Source organism: Ruegeria sp. C2 (genome assembly GCF_056537765.1).
The window spans coordinates 251,684-274,145 of the sequence record NZ_JBQFRZ010000002.1 but is presented as its reverse complement, the minus strand read 5'-3'; the positions used below and the strand labels follow the sequence as shown (position 1 = coordinate 274,145).

At 56.2% G+C, this 22,462-nt stretch carries 20 protein-coding genes; 6 read left to right on the top strand and 14 right to left on the bottom strand.

Annotated features, from left to right (window positions below; all coding sequences use genetic code 11):
• Positions 1-1,104, top strand: a complete 1,104-nt coding sequence (locus tag ACR0IV_RS11005) for a dimethylsulfoniopropionate demethylase (RefSeq protein ID WP_480659120.1) — start codon at positions 1-3, stop codon at positions 1,102-1,104.
• A gap of 289 nt (positions 1,105-1,393) precedes the next feature.
• Here ACR0IV_RS11005 and ACR0IV_RS11000 read toward each other — a convergent pair whose 3' ends face one another.
• The 12 genes from ACR0IV_RS11000 to ACR0IV_RS10945 all read right to left on the bottom strand — a co-directional run bounded on the left by ACR0IV_RS11000 (position 1,394) and on the right by ACR0IV_RS10945 (position 15,681).
• A complete protein-coding gene (locus tag ACR0IV_RS11000) occupies positions 1,394-3,175 on the bottom strand; it encodes a thiamine pyrophosphate-binding protein (RefSeq protein ID WP_480659118.1) in 1,782 nt (593 codons plus the stop codon).
• Positions 3,175-4,584, bottom strand: coding sequence for an aldehyde dehydrogenase family protein (locus tag ACR0IV_RS10995; RefSeq protein ID WP_480659116.1), 1,410 nt, complete (start codon positions 4,582-4,584; stop codon positions 3,175-3,177). The genes ACR0IV_RS11000 and ACR0IV_RS10995 overlap by 1 nt, the downstream gene beginning before the upstream one ends.
• Positions 4,565-5,479, bottom strand: a complete 915-nt coding sequence (locus ACR0IV_RS10990; protein ID WP_480659115.1) for a sugar phosphate isomerase/epimerase family protein — start codon at positions 5,477-5,479, stop codon at positions 4,565-4,567. Before ACR0IV_RS10990 ends, ACR0IV_RS10995 begins: the two co-directional genes overlap by 20 nt.
• Before the next feature lie 154 nt (positions 5,480-5,633).
• Positions 5,634-6,824: a Gfo/Idh/MocA family protein gene (locus ACR0IV_RS10985; RefSeq protein ID WP_480659114.1), complete on the bottom strand. Its 1,191-nt coding sequence runs from the start codon at positions 6,822-6,824 to the stop codon at positions 5,634-5,636.
• Complete coding sequence (locus tag ACR0IV_RS10980) at positions 6,817-7,491, bottom strand: hypothetical protein (protein ID WP_170353334.1); 675 nt, start codon at positions 7,489-7,491, stop codon at positions 6,817-6,819. Before ACR0IV_RS10980 ends, ACR0IV_RS10985 begins: the two co-directional genes overlap by 8 nt.
• Positions 7,481-8,668 (bottom strand): Gfo/Idh/MocA family protein, encoded by a 1,188-nt coding sequence (locus ACR0IV_RS10975; RefSeq protein WP_247748107.1) that lies wholly within the window; start codon positions 8,666-8,668, stop codon positions 7,481-7,483. Before ACR0IV_RS10975 ends, ACR0IV_RS10980 begins: the two co-directional genes overlap by 11 nt.
• Entirely contained in the window at positions 8,658-9,494 is an 837-nt protein-coding gene (locus tag ACR0IV_RS10970; protein ID WP_480659112.1) for a citryl-CoA lyase, read from the bottom strand. Before ACR0IV_RS10970 ends, ACR0IV_RS10975 begins: the two co-directional genes overlap by 11 nt.
• Entirely contained in the window at positions 9,491-11,383 is a 1,893-nt protein-coding gene (locus ACR0IV_RS10965) for a bifunctional sugar phosphate isomerase/epimerase/4-hydroxyphenylpyruvate dioxygenase family protein (RefSeq protein ID WP_480659111.1), read from the bottom strand. The genes ACR0IV_RS10970 and ACR0IV_RS10965 overlap by 4 nt, the downstream gene beginning before the upstream one ends.
• Entirely contained in the window at positions 11,383-12,678 is a 1,296-nt protein-coding gene (locus ACR0IV_RS10960; protein WP_480659110.1) for a TRAP transporter large permease, read from the bottom strand. The genes ACR0IV_RS10965 and ACR0IV_RS10960 overlap by 1 nt, the downstream gene beginning before the upstream one ends.
• Positions 12,675-13,250: a TRAP transporter small permease gene (locus ACR0IV_RS10955; RefSeq protein ID WP_480659108.1), complete on the bottom strand. Its 576-nt coding sequence runs from the start codon at positions 13,248-13,250 to the stop codon at positions 12,675-12,677. The genes ACR0IV_RS10960 and ACR0IV_RS10955 overlap by 4 nt, the downstream gene beginning before the upstream one ends.
• A 30-nt stretch (positions 13,251-13,280) precedes the next feature.
• Positions 13,281-14,291: a TRAP transporter substrate-binding protein DctP gene (dctP, locus tag ACR0IV_RS10950; RefSeq protein WP_480659106.1), complete on the bottom strand. Its 1,011-nt coding sequence runs from the start codon at positions 14,289-14,291 to the stop codon at positions 13,281-13,283.
• A gap of 88 nt (positions 14,292-14,379) precedes the next feature.
• The gene (locus ACR0IV_RS10945; protein WP_480659104.1) at positions 14,380-15,681 is read right to left on the bottom strand and encodes a Gfo/Idh/MocA family protein; all 1,302 of its coding nucleotides are present in this window, start codon (positions 15,679-15,681) and stop codon (positions 14,380-14,382) included.
• Between ACR0IV_RS10945 and ACR0IV_RS10940 the strand changes: the two genes are divergently transcribed.
• Complete coding sequence (locus ACR0IV_RS10940) at positions 15,680-16,333, top strand: GntR family transcriptional regulator (protein ID WP_480659103.1); 654 nt, start codon at positions 15,680-15,682, stop codon at positions 16,331-16,333. The genes ACR0IV_RS10945 and ACR0IV_RS10940 overlap by 2 nt on opposite strands.
• 405 nt (positions 16,334-16,738) lie before the next feature.
• Here the strand turns inward: ACR0IV_RS10940 and ACR0IV_RS10935 are convergent, their stop codons facing one another.
• Complete coding sequence (locus ACR0IV_RS10935; RefSeq protein WP_480659102.1) at positions 16,739-17,596, bottom strand: DctP family TRAP transporter solute-binding subunit; 858 nt, start codon at positions 17,594-17,596, stop codon at positions 16,739-16,741.
• Between the two features lie 169 nt (positions 17,597-17,765).
• Between ACR0IV_RS10935 and ACR0IV_RS10930 the strand changes: the two genes are divergently transcribed.
• From ACR0IV_RS10930 to ACR0IV_RS10915, 4 genes are read left to right on the top strand one after another with little or no spacing between them, the layout of a single operon-like run.
• Positions 17,766-18,671: an alpha/beta fold hydrolase gene (locus ACR0IV_RS10930; protein WP_480659100.1), complete on the top strand. Its 906-nt coding sequence runs from the start codon at positions 17,766-17,768 to the stop codon at positions 18,669-18,671.
• Positions 18,668-20,047, top strand: coding sequence for a 3-isopropylmalate dehydratase large subunit (leuC, locus tag ACR0IV_RS10925; protein WP_480659099.1), 1,380 nt, complete (start codon positions 18,668-18,670; stop codon positions 20,045-20,047). Before ACR0IV_RS10930 ends, leuC begins: the two co-directional genes overlap by 4 nt.
• A gap of 17 nt (positions 20,048-20,064) precedes the next feature.
• Entirely contained in the window at positions 20,065-20,670 is a 606-nt protein-coding gene (leuD, locus tag ACR0IV_RS10920) for a 3-isopropylmalate dehydratase small subunit (RefSeq protein ID WP_480659098.1), read from the top strand.
• A gap of 15 nt (positions 20,671-20,685) precedes the next feature.
• The gene (locus ACR0IV_RS10915) at positions 20,686-21,597 is read left to right on the top strand and encodes a LysR family transcriptional regulator (protein ID WP_480659097.1); all 912 of its coding nucleotides are present in this window, start codon (positions 20,686-20,688) and stop codon (positions 21,595-21,597) included.
• Between the two features lie 430 nt (positions 21,598-22,027).
• Here ACR0IV_RS10915 and ACR0IV_RS10910 read toward each other — a convergent pair whose 3' ends face one another.
• Complete coding sequence (locus ACR0IV_RS10910) at positions 22,028-22,318, bottom strand: hypothetical protein (RefSeq protein WP_480659096.1); 291 nt, start codon at positions 22,316-22,318, stop codon at positions 22,028-22,030.
• Positions 22,319-22,462: the final 144 nt, after the last annotated feature.

The following is a 22,462-nucleotide window of genomic DNA, read 5'->3' as shown; positions in this document are numbered from 1 at the left end:
ATGCGTCTGCTGTCCCAATCCCGCCGCCTGCGTCAGACCCCTTTTTCCGAGGGCGTCGAAGACAAGGGCGTTACCGCCTACACCGTCTATAACCGGATGCTGCTGCCTACGGTTTTTGAGAGCGTCGAGGCGGATTACCGGCATCTCAAATCTCACGTCCAGGTCTGGGATGTGTCCTGCGAACGGCAGATCGAACTGAATGGCCCGGATGCGGGCCGCCTGATGCGACGGTTGACCCCTCGCAATCTTGAGAAAATGCAGGAAGACCAGTGTTACTACGTGCCGATTGTCGACGAAAATGGCGGCATGCTGAATGATCCGGTCGCGATCAAACACAGCGAGGATCGCTGGTGGATCTCAATCGCCGACAGCGATCTGCTTTTGTGGATTAAGGGTTTGGCCGTCGGTGCAGGTATGGATGTGCGGGTGTTCGAACCTGACGTCTCGCCACTGGCCGTTCAAGGACCAAAGTCGGATGACCTGATGGCGCGGGTCTTTGGAGACGAGGTTCGGGATATCCGCTTCTTCCGCTACAAACGATTGGCGTTTCAGGACACGTCCTTTGTGATCACGCGCTCTGGTTACTCGAAACAGGGCGGCTATGAAATCTATGTCGAAAACGGTGCCTACGGTATGCCTCTATGGAACACCCTTTTCGAAGCCGGAGCTGATCTGAATGTTCGCCCGGGATGTCCAAACCTGATCGAAAGGATCGAAGGCGGGCTGTTGAGCTATGGCAACGACATGACAATGGAAAACTCGCCACTGGAGTGTGGTTTGGGAAAGTTCTGCAAACCCGGCGAGGACAGCGACCACATCGGCATGCATGCACTGGCTCGCGAGGCCGAAACTGGCCCGACCCGACAGATCCGCGCGATTTCCATTCCCGGTGATCCCGTGCCTCCTGCCCGTTCAGCTTGGCCTTTGTTCAAAGACGGAAAGCGGGTCGGTCAAATCACATCCGCCGCCTGGTCACCTGACTTTGGAACAAACGTCGCAATTGGCATGGTTGATGCCCAGCATTGGGACGCAGGCACGATGCTAGAGGTGCGAACCCCAAATGGCGACCGACCGGCCGAAGTGCGGGCTGCGTTCTGGATATAGCCAAAGCCATGGCGACGTAAGAGGCAACGATCTGTTGTCCTCAGGATACAAAGTCGTTTTGGAGGCTCACAAACGAACCCACTTATTTAATTTAACACCTGAACGGCCCAAATGTGAAAAGGCAATTTTATGCTATTTTTTATGTACTTGCGGGTGGTTGGGTCCACTCTTCACTCAACGCACTGCTGGCAAGGCAGACTGACGTTTCTTTAATCACTTTCGCGAGCAAGAAATCAGGTCAGGTCCGCGCGAAGCACTTCCCTTGCGGTGTGTGCCTCGCGCAGACAGTTTAAGTTGCAACGTGCGAAACATCCCGGTCTGGCGAATAGATGTCGAGAATGTTCCAATGTCCGGTCGTTGGTGTCGGGTTGTTGATCATTGGCACATCAAGCACGGTTGGCTTGCCGCTCGCGATTGCCGCCTCTAATGCGGGCAACAATTCATCAGCAGCGCTGAGCCTGTGCCCATCCGCACCGTAGGCTCGCGCTATGTCGGCATAGCCCGGTCCGTTTGCGGGTGCGGCGGCTGATCCGGGGAATGTAGTCCCGTAGGTCAGACCGTAGTGTGCCTTTTGCAGACCTGCGATAGTGCCGAAGGCGTTGTTGTTCATGACCAGCCAGATAATGCCCAAATCAAGTTCGACCGCCGTTGCCAACATCGACGGGTTTTGACCGAAGCCACCATCGCCGACCAAGCTGAGTACAACGCGATCAGGTGCTGCCAGCTTCGCGCCTATCGCGCCCGGAGGGCCAAAGCCCATCGTCGCGAACCCGCCCGGAGTCAGGATCGAACCCGGCGTCAGGATATCGAATTGCTGTCCGACGCCGTTCTTGTTCCACCCTACGTCCGTGGTGATGATGGCGTCCTCGGGCAGAGCCTTCCGGGTATCTGCCAGAATACGCTCGGGCATCATTGGAAAGGCTGATGAAGTCGCCATTTCCACGTTGCGCGCTTTGAAGTCTGTCCGGAAGTCAGAAATCTTCTGCTCCAGCGTGGGGCGTTTAAAGCCCTCTGGATACATCTCGCGGGCAACCCGATTGAGAACGCGCAAGGCAACTTTGGCGTCCGCGACGACGCCGATCTCGGTGGGATAGTTCCGACCGATCTCCTGCGGTTCAATGTCGATATGAATGACCTTGGACCCGGGGATGTTGAACGTATAGCCAGGATACCAGCTGGAACAATCGGCCTCTTTGAACCGCGTTCCCACGGCAAAGATATAGTCCGCATTCAGACAGGACTGATTGACCAGTTCTGTACCCCAAAAGCCAGTCATTCCCAGCACAAGCGGATGGTCGTCCCGCAACGCGCCCTTGCCCATCAGAGAATGAGCAACGGGCAGCCCCATATGTTCAACGAACGCGCGCAACTCCTCGCTGGCTTGAGCTAGAAGGATACCACCGCCGACATAGGCGACCGGGTTTTCGGCCTGCGCCAGGGCCTCAATGATTTCACGCGCTGTTTCATCGTCAATCGACGGTTTCTTGAGCGCGCGCGTGTTGTCGCGGATACGGTCGAAGCTGTCCGCGGGGATCACTTCAGAGAAGATATCCATGGGGACATTGACCAGAACCGGCCCGGGCTGTCCGCTTTCAGCGAGATGAAACGCCTTTTCCAGAATTTCGGCCATCAGGTCTGCGCGATCCACCCGCCAGGCGCGTTTTACGAAGGGGCGATAGATCTCCCACTGGGCGGCGTCTGCATGAAGGTTCACTTCCTGATGCGGGTGTTTGCCATAATAATGCGTAGGTATGTCCCCAGCGATCACGACCATGGGGATACAGTCCAACGCAGCATTAGCGACCCCGGTGGCGCAATTGGTCAGTCCCGGGGAGAGATGGGACAGCACCACCGAGGCCTTGCCCGTCACGCGGGCATAAGCGTCCGCCGCGTGGCTGGCGATCTGTTCATGCCGCACAGTAACGAAATCAATCGGGCTTTCGGCCAGTGCAGCGAGAACCGCGATGTTCGTGTGGCCACAAAGGCCGAACACATGTTTCACCTCACGGCGTTCGAGAAAGTCGACGATATGTTCAGCAACGGTTTTGCCTTCCAGTTTCGCTCCGTCCATCACGCGACCTCCTGTCCGTAGAATTCACCGAACAGGTCCGGCTCCGAGGGGCGATCCTCGGGTATCGGACGGCTGACCCAGGTGTAGTTCATCATGTGTTTCATGGTGACGTTTTCGTTGGTGATGTTGCCGCCCCAGATGCCACAGCCCAGGCTGCTGGTCATGGGCATGCCATTGGTCCACGCGCCAGCATTGGCCTTCGATTGCGGCTGTCGTACCATCATACGGCTAACCGGAGCCAGACGCGCCAACCGATCGATGTGATCGTCGTTGTGGCTATAAATCCCGCAAGAATGGCCCTTACCGCCGGTGTTGTAGATCTGGCTGACCATTTCCAGCGCGTCATCGAACGTCTCGAAGTGATAAAGCGCCATCAGCGTGGTCAGTTTCTCCTTGGAGAACTTGTACTGCGGCCCGATTTGCCCCTGATTTTCAACCATCAGAAACTTGCGATCTTCTGGGATGCTAAAACCGGCGACCTTGGCTGTTTGCTGCGGCGGACAGGCGATGGTCGGGAAGGTGCGGTTGCCTTTGTCGTCCCACATGGCCGCTTCGAGCATGGCCTTCTCTTCATCCGAACACAGGTAGCCGCCTTCGGCTTGAAGCGCCTTGACCATATCGTCGTAAACCGAGCGCTGGATGATGATGTTGCCGTCGGCCGAGCAACCCGACCCAAAATCAGAGGTCTTTGAAATTCGTGTGTTCTGAGCGGCGATGTCCAAGTCGGCTGTCTCGTCGATGACGATGGAGGAATTGCCCGCGCCGACGCCATAGGCCGGTCGCCCTGAACTATAGGCCGCTTTGACCATCGGCTTGCCGCCCGTCGCCAAAGTCAGGTCGCAGATCTCCATTAGATGTTGCGTCAACGGGATCGACGGTTTGCGAATGGATTGAAACAGATCCTCGGGGGCTCCGGCAGCACGACAAGCTGCACGCATGACCTCGACCATTTCGTAAGTCGTGTGAGCGGTGCGAGGGTGCGGGCTGAAGATGACCGCATTTCGGGCGTTGGCGGCGGAGACACCGGTCACCGGTGGCGTCATCGCCGGATTGGTCATGGGGATCAGAGACGCAATCACACCAGCAGGTTTGGCATATTTCACCAGCCCCTTGTCCTCATCAACCTCGACGATCCCTGTCGAGGGCGTGCGCAGGACATCACGCAATACCATGTGAATCTTGAATCGTTTCGCAGGGCGTCCGGCGCGATCTCCGATACCGCTTTCGTCCACGCCTTGCTGGGCCAGACGCGTGAAGGTTTTTTCGTTCCCTGCGTACCAGGCAATGGCCTGAGACAGGCGATCCAGCCTGTCCTGATCCCAATCCTCAATCTCGGCCATGGCAGCGCGGGCGCGTGCCAGCATATCGGCCGCCATGTTGCGGTCGTTTTCAGTGAGCTCTTTGCCCATGATGATCCTCTTGGTGTTTTGGAATTGCTGCATCGGGCATACGACGCTGTGACCGCGCCTCGCCGAATGTTCGCTTGGCGTGGCTGAGACAGCGACGCGCATGTTCTTCGTATCCCAACTCGGCAACGCGGCTTTGGTTGGGCAATTCAATGGAGTAGTCGACGGGCGGCATCCGTTCGATGATGCCGGTGAAATCAATCCAGCCTTCACCGGGGTAGAGCCGCGCATCGCGGGCCAACTGGATCATGCCCTCGCGCGTATCAGCGATGCCGGGCAGGCAATCAGAGATATGCAGGAAGTGAAACAGGTCCGAGGGGACGTGCAAAAGCTCTCCCAAATCCACGCGGCTGAGGTGCAGATAAAGCGTATCGACCAGAATACCGCCATTCGGTTGATCAGAGGCACGCACGATATCAAGCGCCTCATCTAGAGTGCGCAGGCGTGAAAAACTTGGAAATTCCAGATCCACCGTTAACCCATAGGGCGCTGCCAACTCGCAGGTTTCCGAATAGACGTCGATCAGGAAGTCACGATCATCGCGGGTGTTGGTCCACGCGCTCATGATCATGCGTTTGGCGCCCAGTTCCCCACCGATCTCCAGCGAGCACTCAAAACTACGCGGGTCCACGTCTTCGGTGATGCGTGCGATCTCGATATCCAGAACCTTCAGACCCGTGGTTGCAAGCGCCGTCTTTGTGGCCTGCACCTGTGCCTTGTCGATTGGAGATTGAGTGAATTCACCGGGCACATGCATCGGAATGAAGCGGGGGCTGACGGCATCGTAACCGGCCCGCGCTGCGATATAGACCAACTCGGGCGGCGTACAGCCAATCAGCGTCAGATGCGCCAAGGAATAGAGAGAGGGGCTTGCGCCAGCCTCTTCGGGTTTCACCATGAACGGCAGCTCCACGTGTCTGCGAATCTCAAATTCATCACACGTAGTAAAAAATATCTGATATTTTTGAAAATATCAACTCTTAATACTGAGCAGGAAATGAAAGCGCCCGGGCAACTGCCCGGGCGTGTTTTTCATTCTTGTTGGCAGAGCCTTAGAGAGTGACCCAGTCACCTCCGGACTGGTGAGAGCGCACGGAGGCTTCAATAAACCGGACGCCATCTGCACCTTGTTCGACACTGGGATAAGTAAGCCAATCATCCGGAACGGTAACGCCATCCCGACGCGCGGCTACGGCCATAGCAAATTCCGTATAGAGGTTGGCCCAGGCTTCGATAATCCCTTCTGGGAAGCCGCGCGCGGTCCGGATTAGACGTTCTGCGCCGGGGCCGATGCCATGCCCGTGACCTCGGCTGATGATACGATCCGGCTCACCGAACCGATTGAACTTCAGCTGTTCCGAATTCTCCAGGTCCCACTCGAGACCTCCTTCGTTCCCGAATATGCGCAACCGCAACCCTCCCCGATTCCCGGGGGCAAGGCGTGTCGCCATCAGGGTCCCCGGAACCTCGTTTTGATAGCGGGTGAACATGAATGCTGTGTCTTCCAAAGGCTTTGGCGCGCCGCAGACATGAAACTCAGCCCGTAGGTCGGTCAAGGGCAGGCCCGAGACAAAACTGGCGAGATGCGCGGCATGGGTGCCGATATCGCCGACACAGCTGGTCGGACCAGAAATCTTTGGGTCCAGCCGCCATTTGACGTGGGGCGCATCTGCCACATCATCGGGCGTCATCCAGTCTTGCATGAACTCGACGTGGATTTGGTTGATTTTACCGATGCCGCCTTCCGCCACGATTTGTTTGGCCTGACGGATTACTGGAAAACATGACATCGCATAGCCGACAGCAAAGATGTGTCCCGTGCGCGCGGTAATCTCCTCAATCCCTTCGGCCTCCGCGACTTCGTTGGTCAGGGGCTTATCGCACAGCACGTCAATGCCCGCCTCCAGAAAGGCTTTGGCCGCTTCGAAATGAACGTGGTTCGGGGTGGTGATCATGACGGCATCTACGCCATCCGGGCGTGCCGCCTCGGCCTGTGCCATCTCCTCGAACGACGCGTAGCACCGGTCGGCCGGCAGGAACCACTCGGCCCCACGCGCCTTGCTTCGCACGGCGTCAGAACTGAGCGCTCCTGCGACGACCTCCCACCGGTCGGTCATCCGCGCGGCCGTTGCCTGCGTGACAGAGATACGTCCGCCGCCAACAACACCCAGCCGCAAACGGCGAGACAATCGGGGGAAAGGTCCGTCAAAGTTCAGGTCTTCGGAAAAAAGTCTCTCAGCCATTCTGAATCTCCATTTCCGGGACCCGTACGCCTTCCGGCAGCATTTCCACCGCCATGAAAATGCTGGGGGTAATCGTCTCGTACTGATGCCAGGGATAGTTGCCTTCGGCGTCATACATCGGTTTGTGCGTCGTGCCGGGGGCCATGAATTCTTCGAGGTAAAGGGATTCAACATCCCGCTCACGGCATTGCTGCATTTTCCCAAAGCCTACGATTTGTGTATGCACTTCGCGAAACCCCGGTACCGGGCAGAACGGATGATCCTTGTGCAATCCGACATTCAGCGGCACCGAGCCGGAATGGTACATGGTCAGCCCAACGTTACCCACAAAGACCTTTGGCGACATGTAGTGGCTGACACCGCGTAAACGCTCCTCTTGGCGAACATCAAAAGCAGATGGCCATGTATCTTTCACCCATGCGAACAACTCGTTGTCATCGGCATGGGCGTCGAAATCGTGGACAATGACTGCACGTTCCACGCCGCTAAGCGTGCTGTCTTGCACGATCACAGAGGAAAGCGGTGCAATGGTCTGATCCTCGACAGAGAGATTTCGCCCCCCAAGGTTAAGGACGATGGCGCGACCCTCGATAGAAATTCTGCGCTCGTCAGTTATGTGCTGGACGCGAAAGAATGGCTGAGCAAAGTCGAGTGTCTCAATCGGCATGAACCAATTCCTTCCTCTCATCGTTAAGGAAATCGACCGGCAAAGGCTCCGGAGCCGCGCAACGGCTTTCTATCGTCTGATAGGCGCCAAATTTTGGTGCCCGTTCGATCGCGTCCATGACCTCGAAAACGTGGTAGGCGAGCGCTCCACTTGCACGGGGTTGGCGTCCTTCTTGCGCCGCCAGGGCCAGATCCAAAAGGCCGAGACCACGGCTGTCCTCATTGAACCCGTGTTTGTTGACGACCACCTGCCAGCCTTCGCGACCGGATGGGCGCGGCTGATGAGACCAGCGCGAGGTCTCCCGCGTTTTCAGCCAGACATCCCCCTGAAAGATGTTGGCACCATGTACCGGGTCAGGGTCTGGGATGCTGATGGTGCCTTTTTCACCGTAGATCTCGAACCGCGGCGTTTCGCTATCCCAGACGTCAAAGCTCATGGTCATCGACCCTATAGCCCCGGAAGAGAACTGCAGCAGGCTTAGGGAATGCGTGTCGACCTCGACATCCATCCATTCACCGTTGCGAGGGCCGTTTTCGATCATCCTTTTGTCGAACGTGCGCCGAGCCATTCCGGCGACCCGGTCAACCGGACCAAGGCAGCAAACCATGGCGGTCAGGTAATATGGCCCAAGGTCCAGCAAGGGCCCGCCACCGGCCTGGTAGTAGAAATCCGGGTTGGGATGGTGGCGTTCCGTCCCGTGGGTACCGACATGGGCAAAAACCCCTGTCGGTTTGCCAATGGCACCCTCATCGATCAAGCGCCGAACGGTTTGCCAACGACCGCCCAGAAATGTGTCGGGTGCGCAACCGACCAGCAGCCCCTTTTCAGAGGCCATGTGCAGAATCGTCTTACCATCCGTTCGATCCATAACCAGCGGCTTCTCGGAATAGACGTGCTTGCCCGCCTCCAACGCACGCAGGCTGATTTCGGCATGCGCCGCCGGAATTGTCAGATTCAGAACGCAGTCAATCGTCGGATCGTCAAACACCCCATCTGGCGCACAGGCCTTGGCGATACCGTATTGATCTGCCTTGGTGCGGCTTTCCGAAGGGTCAAGGCTTGCGCAAGCCACGACCTCAACGTTTGAGAATTTGGATAGTGTTTTTAGATAAATATCGCTGATACGACCACAGCCGATAAGGCCGACCCGGAAGGATTTCGATGTCTCACGTGTCATCATTCCTGTCTTCGTAGAGGGGTAAGTAATTAGGGGGCATCGGCCCTTTGTTGCGGCCACCCTGGTTCATCTGTTCCCAAGCGTGAGCGAGTATTCCGACCGAGCGGGACAGGCAGAACAGCCCTCGCGACAAGGGCGCAGGAAAGCCAAGTTCGCAGAAGATCACAGCTGTCGCGCCGTCAATATTCATGGCAATTGGCCGACCGCCTCGTTGACGACCGAGTTCGGCTTGAACCTCTTCTCCGATATCGGCAAACCGGCCAGAAACTGTGCCTTCTGCCGCCGCATCTCGAACAAGTTGCATCAATCGAGGCGCACGTGGGTCAACGGGCTTGTGAAACCTGTGACCAAAGCCCGATACGATCTTGCCGTAGGTCTCGCGCCAGCTGTCCAAGCCATCCCGAACAGCGTCATTCAGCGAAGCTCCCGCATCCATGCGGACCGCGATATCATAGTACAACTCTGCGCACTGCTCTCCTGCACCTCCATGCACGTCTCCCAGCATGTTCACCGCAGTCGCCATCGCATTATTGAGACCTACCCCGCAGGTGGCAGCCATGCGCGCCGCCGCGATAGAGGGCGCCTGCGGGCCGTGATCCACGCCTGCGACCAGCGCAGCCTCAAACAAACGCGCCTGAGCATCGCTGGGCAGATCGCCCCGTACCATCAGCCAGATCATCTGCGGGAAGGTTACATTCCCGATCAGGTCCTCGATGGGATTTCCACGAAACGCGATCTGTCCGGGTTTCATGTCGATAATAGACGTGCGCCACCATTGGCGAACTGCGCGCTCGTCGCTTGTGATTTTGTCTTCCGAGTCGGTCATTGGAGTTGCGTTTCTTTCGCGGGGTATTGTTTCGTTTGTGCAGCAAGGCGAATGGGGGCATTCCGTGCACCATACCCTGCATAGCCCGCGCGGCGTTCAACGATTTCAAAAAACAGTCCGTTGAAGATCGGGCGGCTGTAGATCTGAAAATACTCGGCACCCGCTGCTCGGTCGTAGAGAATGTTACCCCGGCGCAGTTGGGCGATCAGATCATCCTCCAATCCGAAGGTCGCTTGCAGATCGGCGTAGTAGTTCTCTGGGATCGTCAAACTGGGAAAGCCTGATTTACGCAACTGATTCGACGTTTCGAAAATGTCGTCCGACCGGAAAGCAATGTGCTGAACTCCGGCTCCAAAGCCGTCTTCCAGGAATGACGCCGCCAGAGTTCGGCGCCCAACAGCCCCGTTCAGGTTCAGGCGCACTTCGCCTTCGGGGCTTTCAATGGCCTGGCTTTGAACGACGCCGGACGGGTCTGCCACGTTCACGATAGGAGACTTTGCCATCTCAAAAGTCGAAATGTAGTAGAGAAGCCAGCTTTGCATCTCATCGTGACGCATCGTCTGTGCCAAATGGTCGATACGGCGCAAACCGGCGGGCTGGGTTGCTTTGGTTTTCGCGACCGGCTCGAACTCGATATCCCAGACACGGTGCAGATCGGATTTCTCATCGATGAAATGGACAACATTACCACCGACACCTCGGATGGCGGGGATATCCAGCTCTCCGGTGCCCACCGGCTGCGAGAAATTCGGCGCGCCCAGTGCAGTCGCGCGTTGAACCGTTTGATCCGCATCCTTGACGCGCAATCCCATATCACAAACCGAAGGACCGTGGCCCAGAAACGCCGAGTGGGCAAAGCCTTCCTTTTCGGTATTCACGACGATGTTTATGGCACCCTGCCGCCACAGCTCGACAGACTTGCTGACGTGCTTTCGTTCCATGCGAAAACACATGGCCGAGAGCATTTCTGCCAGCTGCGCGCCGCTTGCTTCGTCGGCTGTAAATTCGATGAATTCGAAGCCCGACGCATAAACGCGTTCGGGCAGGTCCGGGATGCCGAAATCGGCTCCCGGCTCAGTCCGCAACACCTCGTCCAAAAGATTGACCAGCGACCTGAAGCTGTCACTTGCCAGCGTTTGACCACCGGGTTGCGGCGCTGCCTCGTTGACACGCGCAATGGACCAAGGCCCCTTGTACCCAGCACGCGCCAACACCCGAACGAAACCCGCTAGGTTCAGCGACCCAAGCCCCGGCAGAAGCCCAAAGTGCCGTTTGAGCCGACGTATATCCATCTCAAGTCGAGGTGCATCGGACAGTTGCACATGGAACAGCCGCTCTCCGGGAATGTCCCGAAGGCGGGCGGGTTTGGACCCGTCAGCGAGCGAGAAAAAGGAATTCAATGCCAACCCCAGATGAGGGCTGTCGACAGCTTCAACGACGCCCAACGCCAGCTCATCCGAGTGAATAAGATCCGACCATGGCAAGCCCATATAGGCCAGACGCAACCCCATCTCTTTCGCGATCTCGGCCGCCTCGCCAAAATCTGCGATTACCTGTTCTTCAGTTGCAGCGGTATCGACCTCGAAAGCAGACCCGATAAGCAGCAAGTCCGTTCCCAACTCGTTCATCAGGTCGAGTTTGCGCTTCAGTCGATCAAAGGCGCGCTCACGTCCGGCTTCGGGCTGGCCTTCAAGATTATGGAAGGGTTGTAACAGGCATATCTTCAGGCCGAGGTCCGATGCAATCTTGCGGACTTGCGATGGCGGTCCGTCAAAAGCGGTCAAATCCGGTTCGTGTAATTCGACACCCCCGAATCCCGCGTCAGCGATAGCACTCAGCTTTTCAGCCAGATCACCGGGGATCGACGTTGTCGAAACCGACAGGCACATTATCCCTGATATCCAAACATACGCGGCAACCACAGGACCAGATCCGGCATCAGCATCATTATCACCAAGGCGAAGATGAGAACCGCGAGGAAGGCCCAGATTTCGGAGATGATTTCGCGCAGCGGAATGTCCGTCACGGCGTTGATCACAAAGAGTAGAATGCCATAGGGCGGCGTGATCAAACCGATCATTGAGTTCACGACGACCAGCACTCCGAAATGCACCAGATCAATCCCGAGCGCTTCGCAGGTTGGAATGAACAGGGGCACGATCACCAGGATGATCGTTGTTGCGTCTAACACGCATCCCAGCGCGAGGATCAGCAGGTTTACGAGGATCAGGAATACAATGGGGCTAACATCCGAACCCTCCAGCAGTGCCGAGATCGTCTGTGGAATCTGTTCCTGAATGACGATGAAGTTCAGAATGAACGCGCCACCAATGACCACCCCGACGGCGGCGGAGGAGCGCGCGCTGTCGACGAACACTTGATAAAGGCCACGGAAGGTCAGCGCGCGGTAGAACAACGCTGCCAGTAGCAGAGCGTAGAATGCAGCAACTGCGGCGGCTTCGGTCGGAGTGGTGACGCCGCCATATATACCGTACAGCAGGATTGCGGGCATCAGCAGTGCCGGAAACGCGTTGGCGGTTTTAGCCGGCAATTCGCGCAGAGGAACAGGTTCTTCCAATGCAAAGTTCCGCTTTCCGGCCAGATAATAGTTCATCGCCATGAGGACGACGCCCATGATCAGGCCAGGCAGAATGCCAGCCAGGAACAAGGACCCAATAGAGGCTTTCGACACCAGCGCGTAAAGGACCATTGGAATCGAGGGCGGAATGATCGGGCCGATCGTCGCCGACGCCGCTGTGATTGCGGCCGCATAGCCCCGGCTGTAGCGGCCATCCTTGGTCATCATCTCAATGATGATCTTGCCGATCCCTGCCGCATCCGCGACGGCCGAGCCGGACATGCCCGAGAAGATCAGAGACGCCACAACGTTGACGTGCCCAAGACCGCCCTTGAAACGCCCGACCGCAGCGACACAGAAGTTCAGCAGACGGTCGGTGATCGAACCCGCGTTCATGATATTGGCGGCGACGATGAACAAAGGCACGGCAAGCAGGATCGTGCTTTTGTAGAAGCCTTGCAGGATTTTTTCACCCGCCAGCGCGACGTCCAGACCAGCGACACCCAGATACATCAGTGACGCCAAAAGGATGGAATAGCCGATAGGGGTCCCGATGCCTGCCAGAACAAAAAGCGTCAGCAGGCAGGAAAGAAGTTCAAAACTCATTTGCTTGCGTCCTCGTCGTCTTCCACGTCAACGCGGGGATGATCGTCGACCACGTTAAATCCCACGACCATTTCAAGTTCGGTTTTAGGTGGGCCGTTGCGCATGATGTCGAAGAACAGCCAGCCATAGCGCGCGGCGACAACCAACATGAAGACCGCATAGATCGAGAACACGGTGCGCAGCGGTATCTTCTCACCCGAGAACGGGTTCCGCACAGTCGCGGTTTTGCGGATTTTCATCCAGTCGATGTAGTCCCACGTCGGCAGGAAACTGTAGAGCATCCCGATCACAATCGCCGCGGCGGCCAGCATCGCAAAGACCTGACGCACACGCATAGGGACCGAAAGATAGATAATGTCGAATTTCACATGATCCCGCTCGCGCACAATGAAGGCGCAGCTGAAGAAAATCACCCAGACCCAGAGGATGCCGATCAGTTCAAGCGTCCAGCCTGCTGGGGTAAAGAAGTAGCGCAGCAAAATCTGCAGAAGAAAAATCAGGAAGATTGCCGCCAGCATCCCGCCGGCAATCGCTTCGGTCAGTCGGGAGAACCCCTTTAGAAAGCCTTTCATCGCGGTTCTCCCTCCCTTGTCTTGGCGGACTTAGTTGCCCAGAGCGTTGATCTGATCCAGAACACCGTCCGGCCAAGCCCCGGCAAACTCGCTTTCAAGATACATCGACTGTACCTGATCACGGAACGCTGCGAGATCGGGTTCGTAGATCTCCATGCCCTGCTCTTTCAGGAAGCTGACCAGATCTTCTTCCTTCTGAAGTTGCTTCTGGCGACCCGCTTCAGCGGCTGCGTCGGCTGCTTCCTGAACCTTGGCTTGCTGTTCCGGTGTCAGTCCGTCCCATACCCCTTTGCCGATGGCGATGTAGTTCAGGTCAACCAGATGAGACGTCAAAACGATCTGGTTGGTCACTTCGTAGAACTTTGCGTCCACAACGGTCGGCAGCGGGTTGTCTTGACCATCAACAGCACCGGTCGACAGCGCAGTATAAACTTCCGAGAACGCCATCGGTGTCGGGGCAGCACCCAGTGCTTTGCCAAGGAACTGCCATGCATCTGTGCCCGGCATCCGTAGGTTCACACCTTCCAAGTCGGCAGGCGTCGAAACCGTCAGTTCATCCTTGGGCTGGCGCAGGTTCACCTGACGACGCCCCAGATACATGACCGACAGCAGCTTGACGCCCAGTTCTTCTTCGGCCTTTTGTTTGAAGGCATCCATCAAAGGATCGTTGAAAACGGCCACCTGATGCGCGGCGTCCTGATGGACGTAGCCTGCGGTAAAGATCGAAAACTCGGGGAAGAACTGTGCCAGTTCCTGCGCCGAGGTGATCGACATTTCCAGGTTACCCCGGCTGATGGCGTCCAACTCGGTGCCTTGCGCAAAGATGGTGCCGTTGTAGCTGGGCTCATAGCTTGCGAAATCGGCGACCATGGGCGCAAAAACCTCGGCCATGGCGACCGAGCGTTGGTCGGTCTCCGATCCTGATGTTGCGAGGCGAAGTTGCACTTTGTCTTCCGCCAGCGCACCACTTGTTGCGCTAAACAAAACACCGGTTGCGACCAGGGCTGATACAGCAGCCCGGCGGGTAAGTTTGGTAATCACTTTGCTCCTCCCTGAGACATCATGATGCATTATTCCGATTCTGAGTTTTGACCTATTTTGGACATTTTGCAAGATTTTTTACAAAATATCAGATATTTTTCATTACCTGCAATCTCTGCTGCTGCATTTCCTGAAGGCTTCTTATCCTAACGGTCTCGCCAGCCCTGCAGGAATTCTGAATAGCTTCAATAACTTGAAGCGTTCTAAAACCTTCCCATCCAGACACAGTCGGCTCAGCTTCGTGCCGAGCTACTTCAACAAAGTGCCTAAGCTGATTGACCAGAGGGTCAGACGCACCCTTCTTCAGCGCGGTTGATGAGATTGGCGTCCACCAGTCCCTTTGCTCACTCTGGTAACTCCACAATCGAAGATCGGGAACGGACAACGAACCATGAGAGCCACCTATCATGTAGCTACTCTCAGTGGTTGAAGGATAGATTGGATATTCCTGTGACGTCATCTCCCAGCTCCATGGAGCAACGATGCTGTCGGACACACTTATGGTCCCTATCGCTCCGCTTTCGAACGTCAACAGAGCACCGGCAACATCTTCGTTGTCGTAGCCCCGCTGCGATGCAGCCGACTGAGCCTGAACGGTCACGACTTCTCCGGCCAAATACCGCAGAAGATCGACGTCGTGGACCAGATTGACTGAGATGGGCCCTGCACCTGGTTTCTTTCGCCAGGGCGCAGCATCAAAATACTCGTCTGGCTTATAGAACCAGCAATTCGCATGGACAGCGCGCACATCGCCAATCTTCCCACCGACAATGGCTTCCTTAGCCGACCGGATCAGAGGATTGTGTCGACGATGATGTCCGACCATCAGTGGCACATTGGCCTTCTCCGCTGCTTGAACAAGTTCAAGTGCCGCAGTGGCTTCTACGGCGATCGGTTTTTCGACAAGAACGGGACAACCGTGTCGAACACACGTGAGGCCTTGTTCGACATGAAGCGTGGTCGGGGTCGCAAGCACAGCTCCGTCCGGCGTCAGATTTGCAAACATATCCTCGAGGGTCTCGTAACATGTGACCCCGTGCTCAACGGCGTAAGCACGACCTTCATCGCTGGGGTCGACCACCGCAACGAGATCAACATGGCGCAACGCTCGGATAGCGTCTGCGTGGCGGCGCCCAACAAGACCAATGCCGACAATGGCAATGCGAAAGTTCTTAGACACTTTGCTTCCTTCCGGAGGGCCCGGCGAATCCCGAAACCGATGATTGCGATCGGGCTGCTTTGCCCAACTTGGCCACGACCGTATTGGGGTTTTTGCGATTCCGCAATAATGTATGATATTTTTATTTTTACCATACATCAGTTTGGATTGCTGATGTCTCTGAAAAATGCTAATTGAACGAGGAAATTGATAATATCGGGTGAAACGCATGGCGAAACAGCCGTCTACGATAGGTGCAAGCACCTATCAGCGCATCAAGCGGGACATCATCTTCGGGGAGCTGCAGCCCGGCTCCAAACTGAAGCTGGACGCCTTGAAGGAACGCTACTCGGCAAGCCTTTCGACACTTCGTGAAACGCTGAACAGGCTCGCCAGCGATGGATTCGTCGAAGCTCCCGAGCAACGGGGTTTCCTGGTTACGCCGGTTTCAAGAGAAGACCTGACCGAGATATCAGAACTGCGAGTCCTTTTGGAATGCCATGCGCTAGAATTGTCCATTGCGAATGGCGACACGGATTGGGAAGGTAATCTGGTTGCCGCACACCACAAACTGCACCTGATGGAACAGCAGCTTCTTAGAGGAGATGATTCCGAAAAGGAGACCTGGAAAAGATATGATTGGGAGTTTCACCAGGCGATGATCTCGGCCTGCAACTCCAAGAACCTTCTGTCTCTGCACTCGATCATCTACGATAAATACTTACGCTATCAGATGCTCGTACTGACCTATCGCGGCGAAGATGCCGTAAAGGAGCACAAGGGCATGTTTGATGCCGCGCTAGCCCGAGACGCAGACACGGCGAAGAGACAGTTGGAAGATCATATCCGAAACGGACTGGCGCATACGCTGGAGGCTATGTGACCTTCGCCATTACCGTGACCATCAGAACATTCAATTTGGATCTGCACAAACTATTCCAACCTCTCTTGATTGAAATCGCTGCCTGGTTTTGAAAAAAGGGTCGAGCACAGTTTTCAGTAATGGCACGGGCTTTAACAGTCCTCATTTGTTCAAAACCCGATCGCCGCTGAAGGCATATAGTCGATCAGCCAAACGCCGTTGTGAGCTCGATAAAACAGATGGCCATCGCGGCGCCTACAGCCGGTGTTTATTCCAAGTAGGACAGGCTTTCCATGCCGTTGCCCGACCTTGCCAGAGTCGTCGCGGGCGATCATTCCAGCTTTTGATTTAGTTGGAACTGGCCTTTGCCAACACCCGGGAATGACATCGCATCTTTCGCGGAGAGGTAGTTTCACCGCGCCGTAATTAGGTCGCCAGGCGGTTCTTTTGATTGACCTCATAGGATTCCGAGTTCCGGGTGGCCGTTACTTCGTCCAGAATGGTCAGGAACTGCTCCCGCACCTCCGTGTCCAGACCGTCCAGCCAGTCGACGGAGATCACCATCAGATAGTCGATAATGCCGTGATTGGTTTCGGTAATACCGTCCTGCACCTCGAAGAATTTCTTGCCATATATGTTGGACCAGACGTTTTCCTGCCCATCGACAACACCCTGCTGTAGCGCGCCGTGGACCTCCGAGAATGCCATCTTCTGAGGGCTACCTCCGATGGCTTCCATCTGCGCCACCAGCACGTCCGAGGACATGACCCGGAATTTCAACCCATCCGCGTCGGCCGGTGTAACCAGAGGTTTGTTGGCCGACATCTGTTTCATGCCGTTGTGCCAGAAAGTCAGGCCCTGAAGGCCGCGACGCTGCATCGAGTCTAGCAGGGCTTGCCCGGCGTCCGAGGTCTGGAACGCATCTACCGCCTCGATATTCTTGAACAGGAATGGCAGGTCGAAGATACGGAATTTCTTGGTGAACTTTTCGAACTTCGACAGTGACGGCGCGGCCAGTTGCACGTCGCCCTGCAGCATAGCCTCGAGCACCTTGTCATCGTTGTAGAGGGTCGAGTTCGGAAAAACCTCCATACAGGCTTTACCGTCCATCTCATCGTTGATGCGCTGTTCCAGCAGCGTCGCTGCGATACCCTTGGGATGTTTGTCGGTATTGGTAACATGGCTGAACTTGATGACGACTTCGCCCGGATCACAGGCGGCAAATGCGGCACCCGCACCAGTAAAGAGCGTGACAACCAGGCTTGATGTCTTCCAGAAATTCATAGCTTCCTCCCGTTCTGTCAGGCCGGTCTGACCCGATCAAAGATGCTGAACGAGAGTACATGCTTGGGCGGCGATGATTTTTCGGAAGAATTGATCAGTATATTCGATCAATATCGGTGTAAAAGTCGGGTATCGTGAATAACAACCCATTTTCGCGGAGCGCTCCGGTATGTTTCTGGATTTCGAGGAACTGACTCTGAATGTCGGCGAGCAGAAGATATTTGTTCGTCACGGGGGCGACCCTGGCAATCCGGGTCTTTTGTTGTTGCACGGCTATCCGCAGACATCGGCCATGTGGCATGCGGTTGCCCCGCAGCTCACAGATCAGTTCCATGTCATCTGCCCTGACCTTCGCGGATATGGTCGATCGTCCAAACCCGCCTCAGATGATCCGCATATGCCCTATTCGAAGCGCGAAATGGCAAAGGACATGGTCTCGGTCATGTCTCAGATGGGACATGAGACTTTTCTGGTTGGTGCCCATGATCGCGGTGCGCGCGTCACGCATCGAATGGCTCTGGATCATCCACAGACTGTCCAGGCGATGGTCCTGTTGGACATCGCGCCGACGCGTGAAATGTATTGCGACACCTCGAAAGAGTTTGCCACTGCCTATTGGCACTGGTTCTTTCTGATTCAGAAGCACCCCATCCCGGAACAGATCATCGGCAATGATCCCGCGCAGTTCTGGAAATTAAAATGTTTCAATCAGGCCAAGGGCGAAAATCCTTTTATCGCTGCGGCCCTCGACGAATACATCACCGCCTTCAGCACACCCGAGGCCGTGCACGCCTCGTGCGAGGACTATCGTGCCGCTGCGACCATCGACATCGAACATGACGATCAGGACGACGGGCGGAAGTTCGAGCAACCGCTGATGGTCCTTTGGGCCAAGCGTGGGGTCATCGAGACCTGCTTCGATGCAATGGCGCTGTGGCAGGAGAGAGCGCACCGAGTCGAGGGCGAGGCCGTCGATGCTACGCACTACATGGTCGAAGAGATCCCGGACGAAATAGCCAGCCGAATGCGCGCATTTTTCCTGCGCCAGATCGAACAGAAGGATGCTGCCGAATGAGCAGGACGCTTTACGACAAACTGGTGGACGCACATAAGGTCTGCGATCTGCCGGACGGCGACATGCTGATCTATGTCGATTTCCACATCATGAATGAATACACCAGCCCGCAGGCCTTTTCCGGGCTGGATCAGAAAGGACTTTGCGTCTGGCGACCCGAGGCCCATTTGTCGGTGGTCGATCACGTGAATGCCACACGGCAGCGCGATCCGCATGATGCGGCGTCCAAGCTGTTGATCGACAATCTGGAAGCCAATTGCAAGAAGTACAACATCGCATTCTATGGTCTGGACGACCGCCGCCAGGGAATTGAGCATATTGTTGTCCCCGAACAGGGGCTTGTCGCGCCAGGGATGCTGATCGCCTGCGGCGACAGCCATACCACCACCTATGGCGCCTTCGGGGCGCTGGGTTTTGGTATCGGCACATCCGAAGTCGAACATGTGCTGGCCACGCAAACCCTGCGCTATAAGCGGCTGAAGACTATGCTGGTCAATATCGATGGCGATCTTGCCCCCGGTGCGACCGCCAAGGACATCATCATGAAGGTGGTTCAGGTAGTCGGCGCGGGCGGCGCCAATGGCTATGCCGTCGAGTTCTCCGGGTCGGCCATCCGCGCGCAGGAAATGTCCGGGCGGATGACGATTTGCAATATGGCGGTTGAATTGGGCGGACGAGCCGCCCTGATCGGAGCCGACGAAAAGGCGCTGGAGAAAATCAAGGGACGTGCGCATAGCGGCACGCTGGATTTTGGTGGTCTGGAGTGGAACTCGGACCCTGGCGCAGAGTATGATACGGTGTTCGAGATCAACGCCGCCGATATTGCCCCGCTTGTCAGCTGGGGCACCAGCCCGGATCAGTCGGTTCCTGTCGACGGCTCAGTCCCAGCTGAGACCGAGGGGATGACGCCCAAGGCTCGCGAAGCGCTAAACCGGGCTCTGGACTATATGGGCTTGAAAGCGGGTCAGGCGATGACCGATATCGAAATCGACAGCGCCTTTATCGGATCTTGCACCAACAGCCGTATCGAGGATCTGCGCGCTGCGGCCACAATCCTGAAAGGAAAAAAGGTCGCCGGATCGGTAAATGCCATCGTCGTTCCCGGTTCAACCTATACCCGCCTACAGGCCGAGTCTGAGGGGATCGACCGGGTGTTTATCGAGGCGGGTTTTGACTGGCGCCCCGAAAGCGGCTGTTCGATGTGCCTTGCGATGAATGACGATGTCGCCATGGATGGGGAACGGATTGCGTCCTCGACCAACCGCAATTTCGAAGGTCGGCAGGGCCGCGGGGCCCGCACCCATTTGATGAGTCCGGAGATGGTGGCTGCCGCCGCCATCCACGGTCGTATCGCGGATGTCCGCAAATTTTTTTAGCGAAGGAGCGGAATAAGATGCCAAAAACTGTTCATGGGCTCGCCGCCGCCCTGCCGCTTGCCAACGTCGATACCGATGTGATAATGCCCAAACGCTTTCTGATCACCATCACGCGCGAAGGGCTGGCGGATGGCACATTCGCTGACCTGCGCTTTCACGACGACGATACGCCGCGCACGGACTTTGTACTGAACACACATCCCTGGCACGAGGCCAGAATATTGATTGTCGGCGACAATTTTGGCTGCGGTTCAAGCCGGGAACACGCGGTTTGGGGGCTGGTTCAGCTGGGTATTCAAGGCATCATCGGCACCGGCTTTGCGGGCATTTTCTATGATAATGCACGTAAGAACGGCCTTGCTTTGCCCATCGTCAGTCCCGAGGTACGGGATCAGTTGATGCAAGCGGCCACTCATGAGGATGGTGTCAGCTACACGATTGATATCGAAAACCTGGTCATCAGACATGGAGAGGCAGAGCTGCCGTTTGAAATGGATGACGCGACGCAGACCGCCCATCTTGAGGGGCGCGACGACACCCTGAACTCGCTGGAAATCGCGGACGCGATCCGGAAATTCGAGAGCAAGTTAGGTGAACGGCAACGAGTTCGTGTCATACAGTAGTTAGGACAAGTTGAATTGGAACTTCGCCAACTTCAGTGCTTTGTAGCCGTCGCCGAAGAACTGCATTTTCGAAAGGCGGGCGAACGCCTCGGCCTCAGCCAGCCCGCCCTGTCCGACCGCATTTCCGCACTAGAACACGAATTGGGCTTTGCGTTGTTCTTTCGGACAACCCGGCAGGTCAGGCTGACGCAAGCGGGCTCCGAGTTCTTGCGCGACGCTAAGCGGATACTGGCGGATATCGACAAATCCGTTTCCAAGGCCCGGCACACGGCCGACAGTGGGCTGAAGACTTTGCGGGTTAGCGGCGTTGACGAGGCGATCTCAATGCTGTTGCCTCCTGCGCTGATGGAATTCCGAAAACGGCAACCTTCAGTGCATGTGAACATTCTGGAAATTTCGTCTTCGGACCATCATACGCAAGAGCTTGCAAATCACCGCACCGACATTGCATTTGTCCGCCAGCCTCCTGAAGATGAGTTTCTGAAGGCAGATCTATTGTATCGGCAGGGCGCCGTCGTGGTTTTGCCGTCCGCATCGGAACTTGCAGGCCGGAAATCGCTTTCAGCGGCAGATATCAGGGATCTTCCGGTTATCGGATTTCCAAAACACGCCCGCCCGATCCTGTACGACCTGCTCTGGAACAGCTACCGCGCGCATGGATGGCAACCGAACATTGCCTGCGAAGTCATAGACAAGTCCACCATGTTGCAGCTGGTGGCGCACGGAGTTGGCATCGGGCTGGCCCCCGCATGGATCCGCGGCCTTGCGCCTGCGGAATTGAGTTGCATCCCGTACCAAACGGACGGCAAGAGCATCGAGCTCTACGTCGCGCACCGGGCAGCAGGAAACTCGAAATTGGTGGATGAGTTTGTGGATGTGGTCAAAGACATCTCCTTAGGCCTGCAAGCCGTTGGGGTGGGTCAGTGATACTATCCCGATTGGCATCGACCGAAGCATTCCGCCACTTAATTTGAATAGTCCCAGAAGCCTTGAAATGGCTCCGGCGCTCGCCCGAAGCGTATATGTCGGAATACTATACGATGAGGCGAAAGTGTTGGCGGCGATCCGCCCGCGATCGACATTTGGGTACAGCCCCGCGAGAAATTTCAAGCGAAGTGTGGGTCTTTCCTCTTGCATGATTGCGTCGGTGTTAATTGTGGCTGCTCCCACAACTAACAAAACTAGACATCGTACGTTCGCGAACGAATATGGGTGATCCTACAGCGCCTCTGTAGGGACGCACGTAAAGCTGCATTCCTATCATTGATCTTATTCAGAAAATCTGGGTGTCGTCGCCCATAATTTTGCATAGCAATTGCGCATAAGTTTGCACGATTTGCCCATAAGTTTGCACTGTTCACCATACGCGCTCAATTGTCGATTGACTTAGCGTAACCGCCAACAATGCAAACACCAACATGAGCACCGCTTGCGCATGTGGGTTTATGGAAAGCGCTTCGTAGCCAACCAAATAGGTCAGCAAAATCCCGGAATAGCACGTCGCCAAAGAAGCCAGGGCAGCCAAGACAGCTCCGATCCCGATTGGCATCGAGATTTTGAACTCCTCTGTTGCCACGCCGATACTGTCGGCCACTGCACGCGGCGAAGGCTCCGCGGCGGAGTTATTTCTGTGTTCGGGATCAGGCATGGTCCTCGTTTGCGCTTGGCTGCTGGTAGAGTACGTTTGAATTGAGATTGCGTCAAAATCACATACCTGCATGGGGAAGTTGAGGGTTTCACCAAATCAACAACGACCAGCGAAACAGTCTCATACTTCACAGAACAAACTTGC